Origin of the sequence: Paracoccus contaminans, assembly GCF_002105555.1 — a bacterium.
Taxonomy (GTDB): Bacteria; Pseudomonadota; Alphaproteobacteria; order Rhodobacterales; family Rhodobacteraceae; genus Paracoccus; species Paracoccus contaminans.
In genome coordinates this window covers 326,574-341,997 of the sequence record NZ_CP020612.1, presented here as the reverse complement: position 1 = coordinate 341,997, position 15,424 = coordinate 326,574, and the positions used below count along the sequence as shown (strand labels likewise).

The window sequence follows — 15,424 nt, the reverse complement described above, 5'->3', positions numbered from 1 at the left end:
CGGGTGCCAATCCCGCCGGGGGGGGCTTATCCCTCGGCGCGTTCGGCCAGCGCCAGCCACTCCTCCTCTGCCGCGGCCAGCGCAGCCTGCCGCTCGGCCAGCCCCTCGGAGGCCTTGGCGAACTTGGCGGGCGCGGTCTGGAACAGGTCGGGCTGGGACAGAAAGGCGTTCAGCTTGCCGATTTCGGCTTCCAGCCTTTCGATGATGCCGGGCAGGGCTTCCAGCCGGTGCCGTTCGGTAAAGCTCAGCCCCGCGCGCAGGTCAGGCCGGGCGCCAGCCGCCGCTGGCTGGGCGGCCGCCGCGGCGGGGCGGGCGGACGGCCGCGGGGCAGGGGCCTCGGCCTCGGGCGCATCCTCGCCCCGCTGGGCGCGATAATCGCTCCACCCGCCGGCATAGGTCACGGCGCGGCCGTCGCCTTCCATGGCCACGGTCGTGTCGGCCACACGGTCGATGAAGTCGCGGTCATGGCTGACCAGCAGCACCGTGCCGTCATATTCGCCCAGGATGTCCTGAAGCAGATCGAGCGTCTCGATGTCCAGATCGTTTGTCGGTTCGTCCAGCACCAGCAGGTTGGATGGCCGCGCCATGATCTGCGCCAGCAGCAGCCGCGCCTTTTCCCCGCCCGACAGGCTGCCCACAGGGGCACGGGCCTGCGCATCGTCGAACAGGAAGTCCTTGAGATAGGCAACGACATGCCGGGGCGTGCCGCGCACCATCACCTGGTCGGATCGCCCCGAGACGCGCATCTGCGGATCGCCCGTCAGCGCATCCCACAAGGAAACGCTGTCGTCGATGCGCGCGCGAGCCTGGTCGAAGACCGCGATTTCCAGATTCGTGCCGAAGGTCACACTGCCCTCGTCGGGCACGATCTCGCCGGTCAGCATCTTGATCAGGGTCGTCTTGCCCGCCCCGTTCGGGCCGACAAAGGCGATGCGGTCGCCGCGCATGACGCGCAGGTCGAAGGGGCGCAGGATCACCCGCGCGCCGAAGGCCTTGGCAATGCCCTTTGCCTCGATCACGCGCTTGCCCGACTGCTGCCCGCTGTCCAGCGCCATCGCGGCGGTGCCCTGGCGGCGGATCTGCGCGGCCCGTTCCTGCCGCAGCGCGGCCAGCGCCCGTACTCGGCCCTGGTTGCGCTTGCGCCGGGCGCTGATGCCCTCGACGGCCCAACGGGCCTCGGCCTTGATCTTGCGATCAAGCTTGTGGCGGGCCTCGTCCTCGGCGGCCCAGGTTTCCTCGCGCCAGTCCTCGAACGCCTCGAAGCCCTTGTCCTGCCGGCGCACCGCGCCGCGGTCGATCCACAGCGTCGCCCGCGTGAGGCGGCGCAGGAAGGCGCGGTCATGCGAGATCAGCACGAAGGCCGCGCGGGTATCAGACAGCTGCTGTTCCAGCCAGCCGATCGCCTGGATGTCGAGATGGTTGGTCGGCTCGTCCAGCAGCATCAGATCCGGCGCCTCGGCCAGCAGCCGCGCCAGTGCCGCACGCCGCCGTTCCCCGCCCGAGGCGGTGGCCACGGGCCGCGCGGCATCGAACCCCAGCCCCTCGGCCGCGGCGGCCACGCGCCATGCCTCGGCCTCGCCCAGGCCCGCGGCGGCGAAATCGCCCAGCGTCGCAAAGCCCGAAAGGTCGGGATCCTGTTCCATATAGCCCACGCGGGTGCCGGCGGGCACGATCACCTCGCCCCGGTCGGGTTCGACCAGCCCGGCCATGACCTTCATCAGCGTGGACTTGCCCGAACCGTTGCGGCCGACAAGGGCGACGCGGTCGCCCTCCTGCACGGTCAGCGACAGATCGTCGAACACCGGGTTGCCGCCGAAGGTCAGCGAGATGCCGGTCAGTTGCAGAAGGGGTGCGCGCGCCATGACCGGGGCGAGTATCGGCGCACCGCCTGCCCGTCAACCGGGTGCGGGCCGGGGCGCCCGGCCGCGCTGGACAATGGCGATGCCCGCTTTGTAAGACCGGCGGGCGCCAGCAGGCGAAAGGAAAGCAGATGGCATCGCGGGGCACCACGGCGGATGGCGGGGGCGGCGGGGTTCCTGCGGCCGAGGCGGCGGCGCTGCGCGCCCGGCTTGAGGCGGCAAACCTCGCCTATCACCGCGACGATGCGCCGATCATGAGCGATGCCGAATACGACGCGCTCAAGCGCCGGCTCGCCGCGCTCGAGACGGCCGACCCGGCGCTGGCAAGCCTGGACAGCCCCACGCAGAAGGTCGGGGCCACGCCGTCGGAAAAATTCGCCAAGGTGCGGCACGCCCAGCGGATGATGTCGCTGGAAAACGCCTTTTCCGCCGATGACGTGGCCGAGTTTGCAGCCCGCATCCGCAGCTTTCTGAACCTGCCCGGCGATGCCCCCCTGGCCTTTACCGCCGAGCCCAAGATCGACGGTCTGTCGCTGTCGCTGCGCTATCAGGGGGGGCGGCTGGTGCAGGCGGCCACGCGCGGGGACGGCACGACGGGCGAGAACGTGACCGCCAATGCCTTGACGATTGCCGACATCCCGCAGGTGCTGGACGGCGCGCCCGATACGCTCGAGGTGCGGGGCGAGGTCTATATGTCACATGCCGATTTCGCCGCCCTGAACGCCGAAGGGGCCGATCGGGTCTTTGCCAACCCGCGCAACGCAGCCGCCGGCTCGTTGCGCCAGCTGGACTCGGCGATCACCGCGCGCCGGCCGCTGCGCTTTTTCGCCTATGGCTGGGGGGCGCTGTCCGCGCCGCTGGCCGATACGCAGTCGGGCGCGATCGCGCGGCTGGCGGCGCTGGGCTTTCCGACGACGCAGCCGCGGCTGTGCGCCGGGCTTGACGGCCTGCTGGCCTATTGGGCCGAAACCGAACAGCGCCGCGCGACGCTGGGCTATGACATCGACGGGGTCGTCTACAAGGTTGACGACCTGGCGTTGCAGGCGCGGCTTGGCTTTCGTGCCACCACGCCCCGCTGGGCGCTGGCGCACAAGTTTCCGGCCGAACTGGCCTGGACGACGCTTGAGCGGATCGAGATCCAGGTCGGCCGCACCGGCGCGCTGTCCCCCGTGGCGCGGCTGTCGCCCGTCACGGTGGGGGGCGTCGTGGTCTCCAACGCCACGTTGCACAACGAGGATTACATCGCCGGCCGCGACAGCCGCGGCCAGCCGATCCGCGAGGGGCGCGACATCCGGCCCGGCGACTGGGTGCAGGTCTATCGCGCCGGGGACGTGATCCCCAAGATCGCCGATGTGGACCTGTCGCGGCGCACCGATCCCGAACCCTATGCCTTTCCCATGACCTGCCCCGAATGCGGCAGCGAGGCGATCCGCGAGCCGGGCGATTCCGTGCGCCGCTGCACCGCGGGGCTGGGCTGCCCCGCCCAGGCGATCGAGCGGCTGCGCCATTTCGTATCCCGCGCCGCCTTTGACATCGAGGGGCTGGGCGCGAAGCAGATCGAGGCATTCTTTGCCGACGCGGCCTTGCCGGTGCGCGAGCCGGCCGACATCTTCACCCTGGCCGAACGCGATGCGGCAGGCTTTGCCCGCCTGGGCAACCGCCACGGCTGGGGCGAGCGGTCCGCCGACAACCTGTTCCGCGCCATCGACGAGCGGCGGTCCATCCCGCTGGCGCGGCTGATCTTTGCGCTGGGCATCCGCCATGTGGGCGAGGTGGCGGCCGCAACGCTCGCCCGCCATTACGGCACATGGGATGCCTTCGTCGCTGCCATGGACGCCGCCGCACCCGCGGCCGCGCGCCACCGTGCCGCCGACGAGGCCGAGACGGCCGAGCGTGCCGATGCCGCCGCGGCGGGGCGGCGGGCGGCCGTCAAGGCCGCCCGCGATGCGGCCTGGGCCGCGGTCCCCTTGCCCGAGGGCGCCCGCGCCGCTTGGGACGCCCTGACCGGCATCGAGGGGATCGGGGCGGTGCTGGCCGAATCGCTGGTCGCCAGTTTTGCCCAGCCGGCCGAACGCGGGGCCATCGACCGCCTGCTGGCCCATCTGACCGTCCAGCCCGCCACCGCCCTGGTCAGGGCGGGCAGCGCCATCGCGGGCCTGACCGTGGTGTTCACCGGCACCCTGGAACGGATGACCCGCGCCGAGGCCAAGGCCCGCGCCGAGGCGCTGGGGGCCAAGGTGGCGGGGTCGGTTTCCGCCAGGACCGATCTGCTCATCGCCGGCCCCGGCGCGGGGTCCAAGGCGGCAAGGGCCGCCGAACTGGGCATCCGCGTGATCGACGAGGACGAATGGCTGTCGATCGCGCAGGGCTAGGCGAGCCGCCGCCCGCCCCGCGGGGCCGGCCGCCGATCCTGTTTCCCCTGTTTGCCGGGGTCGAGACGTTGCCCGGCGTCGGCCCCAGGGCCGCTGAAGGGCTGGCCGCGCTGTCCATCACCCGGCCGCGCGATCTGCTGTTTCATCTGCCCGCGGCGGGCATCCGGCGGCGGAGGGTGCCGCGCCTGGCCGACCTGCGCCCGCCGGAAATCGCCACCGTGACGGTGCGTGTTCAGCGCCATGTCTCGCCCGCGGCGCGGGGGCGGCCCTGGCGGGTGGTCTGCACCGACGGGGCCAATGATCTGACGCTGGTGTTCTTTCATGCCCGCCAGCCCTGGATCGAAAGCCAGTTGCCGCTGGGCGAAACGCGGGTCGTGTCGGGCAAGGTGGACCTGTTCGACGGGCTGGCCCGGATGGTCCATCCCGACCACATCCTGTCCCCCTCGGACCCGCCCCCGGCGGGGTTCGAGCCGGTCTATCCCCTTGCCGGCACCCTCACGCAGCGCGTGGTGGCGCGGGCGGCCGCGGCGGCCCTGGACCGGGCCGCGCCACTTGCGGAATGGATCGAGCCTTCGGTGCTGGCGCGCGAGGGCTGGCCGGACTGGCGCGGGGCGCTGGCCGCCGCCCATGCGCCTGCGGGCATGGCCGATCTGTCCCCATCCGCGCCCGCGCGGGCGCGGCTGGCCTATGACGAGCTGCTGGCCCATCAGATGACGCTGGCGCTGGTGCGGCAGGGCCGCCGGCGGGTGGCGGGGCGCATCACGCAGGGCGATGGCCGGCTGGCGGGGCGGGTGCTTGCCGCGCTGCCCTGGCCGCTGACCGGGGCGCAGACCCGCGCCGCTGCCGAGATCGCCGCCGACATGGCCGCGCCTGCCCGGATGAACCGGCTGCTGCAGGGCGATGTGGGGTCCGGCAAGACGCTGGTCGCGCTGCTGGCGCTGCTGACGGCGGTCGAGGCGGGCGGGCAGGGGGTGCTGATGGCGCCGACCGAGATCCTGGCCCGCCAGCACCTTGCCGCCATCGCGCCGCTGGCGAGGGCGGCGGGCGTGCGCGCCGCGCTGCTGACCGGCCGGGACAAGGGCGAGGCGCGCGAACGCCTGCTGGCTGATCTGGCCGCCGGGCTGGTGCAGGTGCTGATCGGCACCCATGCGGTGTTCCAGCCAGGCGTGGTGTTCGACGACCTGCGCTTGGCCGTGATCGACGAACAGCACCGCTTCGGCGTCGCCCAGCGGCTGGAACTGGGCGCCAAGGGCCAGCGGCCAGACATGCTGGTGATGACCGCAACGCCGATCCCGCGCAGCCTTGCCCTTGCGCAGTATGGCGACATGGATCTGTCGGTGCTGGATGAAAAGCCGCCGGGCCGCCAGCCGATCGCCACCACCGCCCTGCCTGTCAGCCGGATCGAGGAGGTCGTCGCCCGGCTGGAGGCAGCGATGGCGCGGGGTGCGCGCGCCTATTGGGTCTGTCCCCTGGTCGAGGAAAGCGAACTGGTCGATCTGACCGCGGCCGAGGACCGCTTTGGGATGCTGCGCGCGCGCCTGGGCGAGCGGGTCCGCCTGGTCCATGGGCAGATGCCGCCCGACCAGCGCGACGCCTCCATGGCCGATTTCACCGCCGGTCGCGCACAGCTGCTGGTGGCCACGACGGTCATCGAGGTCGGCGTCAATGTCCCCGAGGCCACGATCATGGTGATCGAGCGCGCCGAATCCTTCGGCCTGGCCCAGTTGCATCAGCTGCGCGGCAGGGTGGGGCGCGGCACCGGCGCGTCCAGCTGCGTCCTGCTGTATCAGGAACCCCTGTCCGAGGCCGGTCGCCGCCGCCTTCAGATCCTGCGCGAGACGGAGGACGGCTTCCGCATCGCCGAGGAGGATCTGGCCATGCGCGGGGCGGGTGATGTGATCGGCACCGCCCAGTCGGGCCTGCCGCGGTTCCGCATCGCCGATCTGGAACGACAGGCCGACCTGCTGGCGACCGCGCGGCAGGATGCACGGCTGCTGCTGGACCAGGACCCCGATCTGCAAAGCCCGCGCGGACAGGCAGTCCGCACGCTGCTGTGGCTGATGGAACAGGATCGGGCGGTGCGCCTCATGGGATCGGGGTGACGCCAGAGTTCTTAAAATGTTCTTTACAGAATCGGCTCGGTGTGAGAACAAATGATGAACTTGGAACGGAGATACCGATGTCCCTTCTGTCCCGCCTGCTGCCCCAGACGCCCGAATCGCTGTCGGACATGGTTGGCGTTGCCACCATCTGCCTCGCCACCATTGCGATGCTGTGGCTGCCTGCCCTGATCGGCGCCTGATCGCCTTTCCCTGCCTCGCATGACTTGCGCGATCCCGGTTCGGGATCGCCCATTATCCCCGCCTGGGTCATGCGCGACTGGCCGGCCCTGTCCAGGGGCCGGCCCTTTTCGTCAGGCGCCTGCCGCCTTTGCCGCAGCCTCCCATGCCAGCATGATCGAGGCGTGACGGTTTGGAAAATCCCGCGCGGCCGACAGCGCCTCGGCCTCGGCAAAGGGATCGGCCGGGGGCATCCCCCCATCCAGCATGGCGCGAACGGCATCGCGGGCGGCGGCCAGCTCGGCCGGGGTGCGGCCGATCACTGCGCCCCCCAGCACGGCGGCCGAGGCCTGGCCCAGCGCGCAGGCGCGCACCTCCTGCGCGAAGGCGGCAACGCGCCCGTCCGCCAGCCTGACATGCGCGGTCACGGTCGATCCGCATTGGGGCGAGCGGATGCTGGCGCTGCCCGTTGCATCGTCCAGCCGCCCCAGATGGGGAATGTCCGCCGCCAATGCCAGCAGCCGCCGCGAATACAGTGCCATCAGGTCGTCGTCGGCCATCGCCATTCCTCCGTTCCATGCGATAGATAGGTGCCCCCTGCCGAAAGGAAAGCCGATGTTCGATCCCGCGACGCTGCGCTTTGACGATCGCGGCTTGATCCCCGCCATCGCGCAGGACGCCGCTTCGGGCGAGGTGCTGATGCTGGCCTGGATGAACGCCGAATCACTCGCGCGCACGCTGGAAACGGGGCGCGTCACCTATTGGTCGCGTTCGCGCAAGGCGTTCTGGACCAAGGGCGAAAGCTCGGGCCATGTCCAGCGGCTCGTCGAGATGCGGATCGATTGCGACCGCGACTGCCTGCTGCTGCTGGTCGATCAGTCAGGGCCGGCCTGTCACACCAACCGGCGAAGCTGTTTCTATACCGCCATTCGGGATGGCGGCGAGGTTGAGATCATGGCGCCGTCAACGCAATCTTGAGATGTTTGGGGCAGACACGGCTTGAGTACCGGAAGGAGATCCTGATGAGCGATCTGATGATTCGCTGGGCCGAGAAACTGTTGATCGTTCTGGTGGCGGTTGCATTGGTCACCCTCGTGTTCAGCGCGATCGGCGTGATGTTCATGTCGCCCAGGGGCGGCTTCGTCGCCGGGCTGATGACCTTGGTCGTCGGCGCGCTGTCGATCATTGTCGGCGCGGGCGTTGCCTTTGTCAGCTTCGGAATCTACCGCAACGGCCAGGAAACCAACCGCCTGCTGCGCGATCTGGTCAGCCGGTCAGGCCCACCATCCGCCTGATATCGGCCGGCGTCGCGCCCTCGGCGCGATACAGCCTGATGGCGCGGGCATCGTCGCGCTTGGCAAGTCGCCTGCCGGCAGCGTCCCGGATCAGGCGGTGATGGTGATACAGCGGCGTCGGCAAATCCAGCAGGCGTTGCAGCAGCACATGGATGAAGGTCGAATCGAACAGATCCTTGCCGCGCGTGACCAGCGTGATCCCCTGCGCGGCATCATCCACCACGACCGACAGGTGATAGCTGGTGCCCATGCCCCGGCGGGCCAGCACCACATCGCCGATGCCGTCGATGAAATCGGCGGCCGCCAGGCGGTGCCGCGTGTCCGGCATCACGCAATCGTCGTGAAAGCCGACCTCCTCCTCGCCCAGCAGGGCAAAGGCGCGCCGCGCGTCAAGGCGGATCGCGTCCTGCGAACCCGCCCCGGCCATGGGGCGCCCGCGGCAGGTGCCGGGATAGACAGGCCCATCCGGCCCGATCGCCGCCGCGCCTTCCTGCGGGGCGGACAAGGCGCTCGTGATGTCGGCGCGGCGGCAGCGGCAGGGATAGATCAGCCCCATCGCGCCCAGCCGGTCCAGCGCCGCGCGATAGGCGGGCAGGCGGCCGGACTGCCGCATCACCGGCAGCGGCCAGTTCAGCCCCAGCCAGTGCAGATCATCGCACAGGGCCGTTTCCCATTCGGGGCGGCATCGGGTCTGGTCGATATCCTCGATCCGCAGCAGGAACTGCCCCTCCTCGGCCAGTGCCGCGGCGGTCAGCGCCGCATAGGCATGCCCCAGATGCAGCGGCCCTGTGGGCGATGGCGCAAAGCGCGTGCGCGTTACTGCGCGGCCAGCCACGCGGCGAAATCCTGCTTGGCGCGCTCGGTATAGGCGGGATAGCGGTCCTTGCGGCCGCGCCGCCCGCCCCGCGCCTCGACCGGGGGGAACAGGCCGAAATTGACGTTCATCGGCTGAAACGTCCTTGCCTCGGCGCCGCCGGTGATGTGATGGACCAGCGCGCCCATCGCCGTGGTTGCGGGCGGCGGGGGCAGGTCGCGGCCCAGCGCCTCGGCCGCGGCCAGGCGGCCGGCCAGCAGGCCCATCGCCGCGCTTTCGACATAACCCTCGACCCCGGTGACCTGGCCGGCAAAGCGCAAGGCCGGCCGGGACCGCAGCCGCAGCCGGTCGTCAATCAGGGTGGGCGAGTTCAGGAAGGTATTGCGGTGGATGCCACCAAGCCGGGCGAAGCTGGCGTTTTCAAGGCCGGGGATCATGCGAAACACCTGCACCTGCGCGCCGTATTTCATCTTGGTCTGGAAGCCGACGATATTATAAAGCGTTCCCAACGCGTTATCGCGCCGAAGTTGAACCACTGCGTAAGGTTTCTGATCCGGCTTGTGGGCGTCGGTCAGCCCCACCGGCTTCATCGGGCCGTGGCGCAGCGTCTCGCGCCCGCGTTCGGCCATCACCTCGATGGGCAGGCAGCCGTCGAAATAGCCGGCGGTTTCGCCCTCGTGGAACTCGGTCTTGTCGGCGGCCAGCAGGGCGTCGATGAACGCCTCATACTGCTCGCGCGTCATCGGGCAGTTGATATAGGCGGTGCGCTCATCCTCGGTCTCGCCCTTGTCATAGCGCGATTGCCGCCAGGCGACGGTCATGTCGATGCTGTCGGCATGGACGATGGGGGCGATCGCGTCGAAGAAGGCAAGCGCATCCGCCCCGGTTTCCGACTGGATCGACGCACCCAGCGCGGGCGAGGTCAGCGGCCCGGTGGCGATGATCCAGCGGCCCTCGCGGGGCAGGTCCGTCATCTCGCCCGGCTGGAAGCTGACCAGCGGCTCGGCGCGCAGGGCATCGGTCACGGCGGCGGAAAACGCATCACGGTCCACCGCCAGCGCGCCCCCGGCCGGCAGCTTGTGGCGGTCGGCCATCGCCATGACCAGCCCGCCCGCGGCCCGCATTTCCCAGTGCATCTGCCCGACGGCGTTGTTCACGTCATCGTCCGAACGGAAGCTGTTGGAACAGACCATCTCGGCGCAATCGCCGGTGCGATGGGCAAAGGTGGCCACGGCGGGGCGCATCTCGTGCAGGATCACCGGAACCCCGGCGCGCGCCACCTGCCATGCGGCCTCGGACCCGGCCAGGCCGGCACCGACGATGTGGATGGGTTCGATCATGCCTTCACCTAGCAGCCGAGGGCGCCATGAAAAAGGGGCGGCGCCATGGCACCGCCCCCTGTCGCCGATAGGCCTGGCCGCCGGCCTTTGGATCTTGCCGCGTCAGGACTGGGCGTCGGCGTCGGCGGCCGTGTCCTCGCCTTCCTCATCGGCCGCGCCCAGGCCCGAGGGGGCGGCGATGTTGGCGATGACGAAGTTGCGGTCGATGGTCGGCCTGGCGCCGGCCGGCAGCTGGATGTCGCCGATGTGGATGACATCGCCGATCTTGCGGCCGGTCAGATCGACGGTCAGGTGATCGGGGATGTCCGAGGCGGTGACCATCAGCTCGACCTCGGGGCGCACCACGACCAGCGTGCCGCCGCGCTTGAGACCGGGGGCGTCATCGTGGCCGGTGAACTCGACATGCACGAACAGGTTGATCCGCGTGTTGCGGTGAACGCGCATGAAGTCGATATGCGTCGGCAGGTCCTTGACCACGTCGCGCTGCACGCCGCGGCAGATCACGCGCACGTCGTCCTGTCCCTCGACCTTGAGGTTGAACAGCGTGGACATGAAGCGGCCCGCGCGCAGGCGGGTCAGCAGGGGGTTGAAGTCCATCTGGATGGGCGACGGATCCTTGCCGTCGCCATAGACGATGCCGGGCACCTTGCCATCGCGGCGAGCTTGGCGGGCGGCCCCCTTGCCTGTCCCCGCGCGTGCCTCGGCCACCAGATCCGGGATCTCTTTGGCCATGTCGGTATTCCTTTGCTTGCGACAGCCGCCCATCCTCCAAGGGTGCATGGACGGCAAGCCGCGCGCATAGCGCGCCTGCCCGGCCAAGGCAAGCGGCGAAGCCGGGCAGGCTGCGATTATGGGTGGGCGCGCGGCTCAGGCCCCCCCCGGCGCGCATGCCGAAGGCACGGGGTCCGGCCCCCTGGCACCAGGGCGCTGCATGCCTGCACACGGCAGCGCAGATCCGATGCGCGGGTCAGGATTTGCCCGGCCGCTCGGGGCCAGGCTGGCGGGCAATATGCCCGCAGGCGCCGTTCCCCAAAGGCGATGCTCAGGCGTATTCCGTGGCCCAGGCGGTCGGCACATACAGATTGTGCCGGCCCACATTGCGGATGTCGCGCTCGCCGCACAGGGCCATGGTGGTGTCCATCTCGGCCCGGATGATCTCCAGCGCGCGCGTCACGCCCTTTTCGCCCATCGCGCCCAGCCCGTAGAGCCAGGCCCGCCCGATCCAGGTCGCATGGGCCCCCATGGCCAGAGCCTTGAGCGCGTCCTGCCCCGAGCGGATGCCGCTGTCCATGTGGATTTCCACCCGGTCGCCCACCGCCGCGACGATGCGCGGCAGCATCTTGATCGAGGACAGCGCCCCGTCCAGTTGCCGCCCGCCATGGTTCGACACGATGATCGCATCGGCCCCGAAATCGGCGGCCCGGCGGGCGTCATCCTCATCCATGATTCCCTTGAGGATCAGCTTGCCGCCCCACATGTCGCGGATGCGCGCGATCTTGGTCCAGTCAAGCTGCGGGTCGAACTGTTCGGCCGTCCAGCTGGACAGGTTCGACGCGTCCGCCACCCCCTTGGCATGGCCGACGATATTGCCGAAGAAGCGGCGCTTGGTGCGCAGCATCCCCATGCCCCAGCGCCAGCGCGTCGCCAGGTCCAGCATGGCCGAAGGTGTCAGCTTGGGCGGGGCCGACAGCCCGTTCTTGAGATCCTTGTGCCGCTGCCCGAGGATCTGCAGGTCCAGCGTCAGCACCAGCGCCGAGCAGCCCGCCGCCTTGGCGCGGTTGATGATGGCCTCCAGGAATTCCTGATCGCGCATGACATAAAGCTGGAACATGAAGGGCCTGCTCGTATGCGCGGCCACGTCCTCGATCGAGCTGATCGACATGGTGGACAGGCAGAACGGCACGCCGAAGGCCTCGGCGGCGCGGGCGGCCTTGATCTCGCCGTCGGCGCTCTGCATCCCCGTCATGCCGACCGGCGACAGCCCGACCGGCATCGTCACCGGCTGCCCGATCATGTCCGAGGCCAGCAAGCGGTTGGACATGTCCACGGCGACCTTCTGGCGCAGGCGGATCTGCTGGAAGTCGGTCGTGTTCTCGCGGAAGGTCTGTTCGGTATAGCTGCCCGATTCCGCGTAATCATAGAACATCCGCGGCGCGCGCAGCTTGTGGATTCGCTTGAGGTCCTCGATCGACGTGATGACGGGCATGGCTTGGCTCCGCTAGGGATTGCAGGACGTGGGGTCGGGTGGGCAGCCAGGGGCTGCCGGGGATGGGCGTGGCGCGCCGGTGACGGGGCGGCCGGACAGGGCGCGGGCGCGCTCGCGCAGGGCCTCCGCCCGCGCGGCGGTGAAAGCATCGTCCTTGCCCGCGGCCGCGCCGGCAGCGCCCGGCGGTGCAGGATCGGCCGGGGCAGGGCTGGTCGTGATGGGGCCGGGCGCGGCCGCCGGCTCGCCCTGGGGGGCGGCCTGGGGCATCGGCGTCTGCGCCAGCGCCCCGGCCCGGCGTTGCAGATCGTCCGCGCGGCGGCCCAGCGCCGCTGCATCCGTCACGGGGGCACGCATGGCGGTGGCGCGGGCAGCGGCCTCAGCCCGACGCGCGTCGAGCGCCGCACCCACGGCTTGCGGGTCGGCTGCGGCATCGGCGGCATGGGCCGGAACCGCAGGGGGCTGGTTGATCTGCGACAGCGGCAGAAGCTGCGGGTAATCGCCCCGGTCCTGCCCCGTGCAGGCAGCAAGGATCAGCAGGAACGGAAGGCGGCGGATAGGCGACATCGGCCAAGGATAGCACCCGCTGACGCGGCGGCAAGGCGCACCGCCCCTTGGCCGGGCATCGCCGCCGCTTTCCCCCCGGCGCGGCTTGGCCTACAAGGCCGCCTCATGGCCCGCACCCAAGGTTCCCGCGCCGAGATCACCGGCCCGCTTGTCCGCGACGCCGCCTTGCGGCTGTTTGCGCGCCATGGCTATGCCGCCGTCTCGATGCGCCAGATCGCAGCGGCGGTCGGGGTGCAGGCAGGGGCGCTGTATGCCTATACGCCTGACAAGCAGGCGCTGCTGGCCGATCTGCTGCGCGAGCATATGGAGCTGTTGCTGGCCGCCTGGTCCGACACGCCCGCGGAACCGCCGCTGGTGCGACTGGAACGGTTCGTGCGCTTTCACATCGCCTATTCGCTGGATCATTCGGATTCGGTGTTCCTCAGCTATATGGAACTGCGCAATCTTTCCTCGGAAAACCGCGCCCTGATCGGATCGCTGCGCCGGCGGTATGAGGACGATCTGACCGGCATTCTGCAGGCGGGCGCCGCCAGCGGGGCGATGCGCCTGGCCGATCCGCGCCTGGCGGCGATGGCCCTGATCGCCATGCTGACCGGCGTGATCAACTGGTTCCGCGAAGACGGGCGGCTCGACCGCGCGGCCCTGGCGGACCATTACTGGGCCCTTGCGAGGGGGGCGGTCGGCGCGGGATGATGGGGCCATGAGCTTGCCGCCCGGATTTCTTGACGAACTGCGCAACCGCGTTCCGATCAGCCGGATCGTGGGACGGCGCGTGACATGGGATCTGCGCAAGTCGAACCAGGCCAAGGGCGACTGGTGGGCGCCCTGTCCCTTTCATTCGGAAAAGACCGCGTCCTTCCATGTCGATGATCAGAAGGGCTTTTACTACTGCTTCGGCTGCCACGCCAAGGGCGACGCGCTGGGCTTTCTGAAAGAGGCCGAGGGCATGTCCTTCATGGATGCGGTCGCCGCCCTGGCGGCCGAGGCGGGCCTGCCCATGCCCGAACGCACCCCGCGCGAGCGGCAGCAGACCGACCGCCGCGCCCAGCTGGTCGAGGTGATGGACAGCGCGGTGCGCTGGTTCCGCCTGCAGCTGCAGACGGGCGCGGGCGCGGGCGCGCGCGATTATCTGGCCGGGCGCGGCCTTGACCGGGATACGCTCGAACGGTTCGACATCGGCTTTGCCCCCGACCTGCGGCAGGGGCTGATCCGCCATCTTGCCCAAGCGGGCGTGCCCGAGGCGCTGGCGGTCGAGGCGGGGGTCGCCATCAAGCCCGATGACGGCGGCGCGGCCTATGACCGCTTTCGCGGGCGGATCATCTTTCCGATCCGCGACGGGCGGGGCCGCTGCATTTCGTTCGGCGGCCGGGCCATGGACCCGAACGCGCGGGCCAAATACCTCAACGGCCCCGAGACCGCGCTGTTCGACAAGGGGCGCAATCTCTACAACCTCGCCCCCGCCCGCGCGGCGGTGGCCAAGGGTGCGCCGCTGGTCGTCGCCGAAGGCTATATGGACGTGATCGCCCTTGTCCGCGCCGGGATCGAGGGCGCCGTCGCCCCCCTGGGCACCGCCATCACCGAGGATCAGCTGCGCCTGATGTGGCGCGTCTCGCCCGAGCCGGTGATCGCGCTGGACGGTGATGCGGCGGGCCTGCGCGCGGCGATGCGGCTGATCGACCTGGCGCTGCCGCTGACGGGGCCGGGGCAGGCGCTGCGCTTTGCGCTGCTGCCGGCGGGGCAGGATCCGGACGATCTGGTCCGGGCTGGCGGGGCAGGGGCGATGCGGGCGGTGCTGGACCAGGCCCAGCCGCTGGCCGACTTGCTCTGGCAGCGGGAAACCGATGGGCGCAGCTTTGACAGCCCCGAACGCAAGGCGGCGCTGGACAAGGCGCTGGCCGATGCGGTCGCGCGCATCCAGGATGCGGCGACGCGCGAACACTATGCCGCCGCGTTCAAGCGCAAGCGCTGGGCGCTGTTCGCCCCCGCGCGGGCTGAACGGGGGCGCTTTGCCCGGCGCGGCGAGCCGCAGCCCCCCGCGCCGCAGACCCGCGCCTCGACCCTGGTCGCGGCCGATCCGGGCGAGGCGCTGATCGAGGCGGTGATCCTGGCGCTGTGCGCCACCCATCCCGCCCTGGTCGGCCGGGTGGAGGCGCGTCTGGAACGGCTCGACCCGGCCGATCCGGGCCGCGCGGCCTTGGTCCATGACCTGCTGGCCGGGGCGATGAGCGCGGCGGGGCGCGCGGCCCTTGATGCCGTGATGGCCGATCCCCATGTGCGTTCCGCGCCCGGGGTCGCGCACCCTGCCGCAAGCGATGATGCCGCCCAGCAGATGCTGCTCAATGCCTTCGACCGGATCGAGGCCCGCCGCGCCGCGCGCGAGGAGATCGCGCGCGCCGAGGCCGAGATGGAGGGGCTGGTGGATGAGGGGCTGACCTGGCGGGTCACCCAGTCGGCCCGCGCCCGCCAGCAGGCCGATCATCCCGACCTGGGGGGCGACAGCGGGGTGATGGGGGACCAGCGTTCGCTGGCCGACCAGTTCGCCGCCGCCCGCGCCGAGGCGGAGGCGCTGATGAAGCGCCGCAGGCGCTGAGCGCGGCCCGGCCGAATCGGGGCCGAATCATCGCCCCGGCCCCGCTTTGACCGGGGCAGGGGATCGGATTAGAAACGCCGGAATCCCGAGCTGATTCGGGCAATC

Annotated in this window: 14 protein-coding genes; 7 read left to right on the top strand and 7 right to left on the bottom strand. The window is 70.5% G+C overall.

Annotated features, from left to right (window positions below):
- Window positions 1-26: 26 nt before the first annotated feature.
- Entirely contained in the window at window positions 27-1,862 is a 1,836-nt protein-coding gene (locus B0A89_RS01660) for an ABC-F family ATP-binding cassette domain-containing protein (RefSeq protein ID WP_085376652.1), read from the bottom strand.
- A 128-nt stretch (window positions 1,863-1,990) separates the two neighbouring features.
- Here B0A89_RS01660 and ligA point away from each other — a divergent pair, with 128 nt between their 5' ends.
- From ligA to B0A89_RS15280, 3 genes are all read left to right on the top strand, one after another.
- On the top strand, window positions 1,991-4,231 hold the full coding sequence (ligA, locus tag B0A89_RS01655; RefSeq protein ID WP_085376651.1) for an NAD-dependent DNA ligase LigA: 2,241 nt from the start codon (window positions 1,991-1,993) through the stop codon (window positions 4,229-4,231).
- Window positions 4,207-6,333 carry an ATP-dependent DNA helicase RecG gene (recG, locus tag B0A89_RS01650; protein WP_085376650.1) on the top strand — a complete coding sequence of 709 codons (2,127 nt, stop codon included), beginning with the start codon at window positions 4,207-4,209 and terminating at the stop codon, window positions 6,331-6,333. The genes ligA and recG overlap by 25 nt, the downstream gene beginning before the upstream one ends.
- Before the next feature lie 77 nt (window positions 6,334-6,410).
- Window positions 6,411-6,533, top strand: coding sequence for a hypothetical protein (locus tag B0A89_RS15280; RefSeq protein ID WP_276207436.1), 123 nt, complete (start codon window positions 6,411-6,413; stop codon window positions 6,531-6,533).
- A gap of 111 nt (window positions 6,534-6,644) precedes the next feature.
- Here B0A89_RS15280 and B0A89_RS01645 read toward each other — a convergent pair whose 3' ends face one another.
- Entirely contained in the window at window positions 6,645-7,070 is a 426-nt protein-coding gene (locus B0A89_RS01645) for an iron-sulfur cluster assembly scaffold protein (RefSeq protein ID WP_085378686.1), read from the bottom strand.
- 55 nt (window positions 7,071-7,125) lie between these two features.
- Between B0A89_RS01645 and hisI the strand changes: the two genes are divergently transcribed.
- Together hisI and B0A89_RS01635 are read left to right on the top strand one after the other, a co-directional pair.
- Window positions 7,126-7,488 carry a phosphoribosyl-AMP cyclohydrolase gene (hisI, locus tag B0A89_RS01640; protein ID WP_085376649.1) on the top strand — a complete coding sequence of 121 codons (363 nt, stop codon included), beginning with the start codon at window positions 7,126-7,128 and terminating at the stop codon, window positions 7,486-7,488.
- Between the two features lie 44 nt (window positions 7,489-7,532).
- On the top strand, window positions 7,533-7,805 hold the full coding sequence (locus tag B0A89_RS01635) for a hypothetical protein (RefSeq protein WP_085376648.1): 273 nt from the start codon (window positions 7,533-7,535) through the stop codon (window positions 7,803-7,805).
- Here B0A89_RS01635 and gluQRS read toward each other — a convergent pair.
- The 5 genes from gluQRS to B0A89_RS01610 form a co-directional block, all read right to left on the bottom strand.
- On the bottom strand, window positions 7,777-8,640 hold the full coding sequence (gluQRS, locus tag B0A89_RS01630) for a tRNA glutamyl-Q(34) synthetase GluQRS (protein ID WP_085376647.1): 864 nt from the start codon (window positions 8,638-8,640) through the stop codon (window positions 7,777-7,779). The genes B0A89_RS01635 and gluQRS overlap by 29 nt on opposite strands.
- Window positions 8,622-9,959 (bottom strand): methylenetetrahydrofolate--tRNA-(uracil(54)-C(5))-methyltransferase (FADH(2)-oxidizing) TrmFO, encoded by a 1,338-nt coding sequence (gene trmFO / locus B0A89_RS01625; protein WP_085376646.1) that lies wholly within the window; start codon window positions 9,957-9,959, stop codon window positions 8,622-8,624. The genes gluQRS and trmFO overlap by 19 nt, the downstream gene beginning before the upstream one ends.
- A 102-nt stretch (window positions 9,960-10,061) precedes the next feature.
- Entirely contained in the window at window positions 10,062-10,691 is a 630-nt protein-coding gene (locus B0A89_RS01620; protein ID WP_085376645.1) for a 50S ribosomal protein L25/general stress protein Ctc, read from the bottom strand.
- Window positions 10,692-11,001: 310 nt separating this feature from the next.
- Complete coding sequence (locus B0A89_RS01615; RefSeq protein ID WP_085376644.1) at window positions 11,002-12,165, bottom strand: alpha-hydroxy acid oxidase; 1,164 nt, start codon at window positions 12,163-12,165, stop codon at window positions 11,002-11,004.
- A 12-nt stretch (window positions 12,166-12,177) separates the two neighbouring features.
- Complete coding sequence (locus tag B0A89_RS01610) at window positions 12,178-12,729, bottom strand: hypothetical protein (RefSeq protein WP_085376643.1); 552 nt, start codon at window positions 12,727-12,729, stop codon at window positions 12,178-12,180.
- 105 nt (window positions 12,730-12,834) lie between these two features.
- On the opposite strand from B0A89_RS01610, the gene B0A89_RS01605 reads away from it, so the two are divergent.
- Together B0A89_RS01605 and dnaG are read left to right on the top strand one after the other, a co-directional pair.
- The gene (locus B0A89_RS01605) at window positions 12,835-13,422 is read left to right on the top strand and encodes a TetR-type transcription factor C-terminal domain-containing protein (protein WP_085376642.1); all 588 of its coding nucleotides are present in this window, start codon (window positions 12,835-12,837) and stop codon (window positions 13,420-13,422) included.
- Between the two features lie 7 nt (window positions 13,423-13,429).
- The gene (gene dnaG, locus B0A89_RS01600; protein ID WP_085376641.1) at window positions 13,430-15,319 is read left to right on the top strand and encodes a DNA primase; all 1,890 of its coding nucleotides are present in this window, start codon (window positions 13,430-13,432) and stop codon (window positions 15,317-15,319) included.
- Window positions 15,320-15,424: the final 105 nt, after the last annotated feature.

What these genes read in the sequence shown, in the direction of transcription:
- B0A89_RS01660 (WP_085376652.1), bottom strand. Translation starts at nt 1,862, where the DNA reads ATGGCGCGCGCACCCCTTCTGCAACTGACCGGCATCTCGCTGACCTTC.
- ligA (WP_085376651.1), top strand. Translation starts at nt 1,991, where the DNA reads ATGGCATCGCGGGGCACCACGGCGGATGGCGGGGGCGGCGGGGTTCCT.
- recG (WP_085376650.1), top strand. Translation starts at nt 4,207, where the DNA reads ATGGCTGTCGATCGCGCAGGGCTAGGCGAGCCGCCGCCCGCCCCGCGG.
- B0A89_RS15280 (WP_276207436.1), top strand. Translation starts at nt 6,411, where the DNA reads ATGTCCCTTCTGTCCCGCCTGCTGCCCCAGACGCCCGAATCGCTGTCG.
- B0A89_RS01645 (WP_085378686.1), bottom strand. Translation starts at nt 7,070, where the DNA reads ATGGCCGACGACGACCTGATGGCACTGTATTCGCGGCGGCTGCTGGCA.
- hisI (WP_085376649.1), top strand. Translation starts at nt 7,126, where the DNA reads ATGTTCGATCCCGCGACGCTGCGCTTTGACGATCGCGGCTTGATCCCC.
- B0A89_RS01635 (WP_085376648.1), top strand. Translation starts at nt 7,533, where the DNA reads ATGAGCGATCTGATGATTCGCTGGGCCGAGAAACTGTTGATCGTTCTG.
- trmFO (WP_085376646.1), bottom strand. Translation starts at nt 9,959, where the DNA reads ATGATCGAACCCATCCACATCGTCGGTGCCGGCCTGGCCGGGTCCGAG.
- B0A89_RS01620 (WP_085376645.1), bottom strand. Translation starts at nt 10,691, where the DNA reads ATGGCCAAAGAGATCCCGGATCTGGTGGCCGAGGCACGCGCGGGGACA.
- B0A89_RS01615 (WP_085376644.1), bottom strand. Translation starts at nt 12,165, where the DNA reads ATGCCCGTCATCACGTCGATCGAGGACCTCAAGCGAATCCACAAGCTG.
- B0A89_RS01610 (WP_085376643.1), bottom strand. Translation starts at nt 12,729, where the DNA reads ATGTCGCCTATCCGCCGCCTTCCGTTCCTGCTGATCCTTGCTGCCTGC.
- B0A89_RS01605 (WP_085376642.1), top strand. Translation starts at nt 12,835, where the DNA reads ATGGCCCGCACCCAAGGTTCCCGCGCCGAGATCACCGGCCCGCTTGTC.
- dnaG (WP_085376641.1), top strand. Translation starts at nt 13,430, where the DNA reads ATGAGCTTGCCGCCCGGATTTCTTGACGAACTGCGCAACCGCGTTCCG.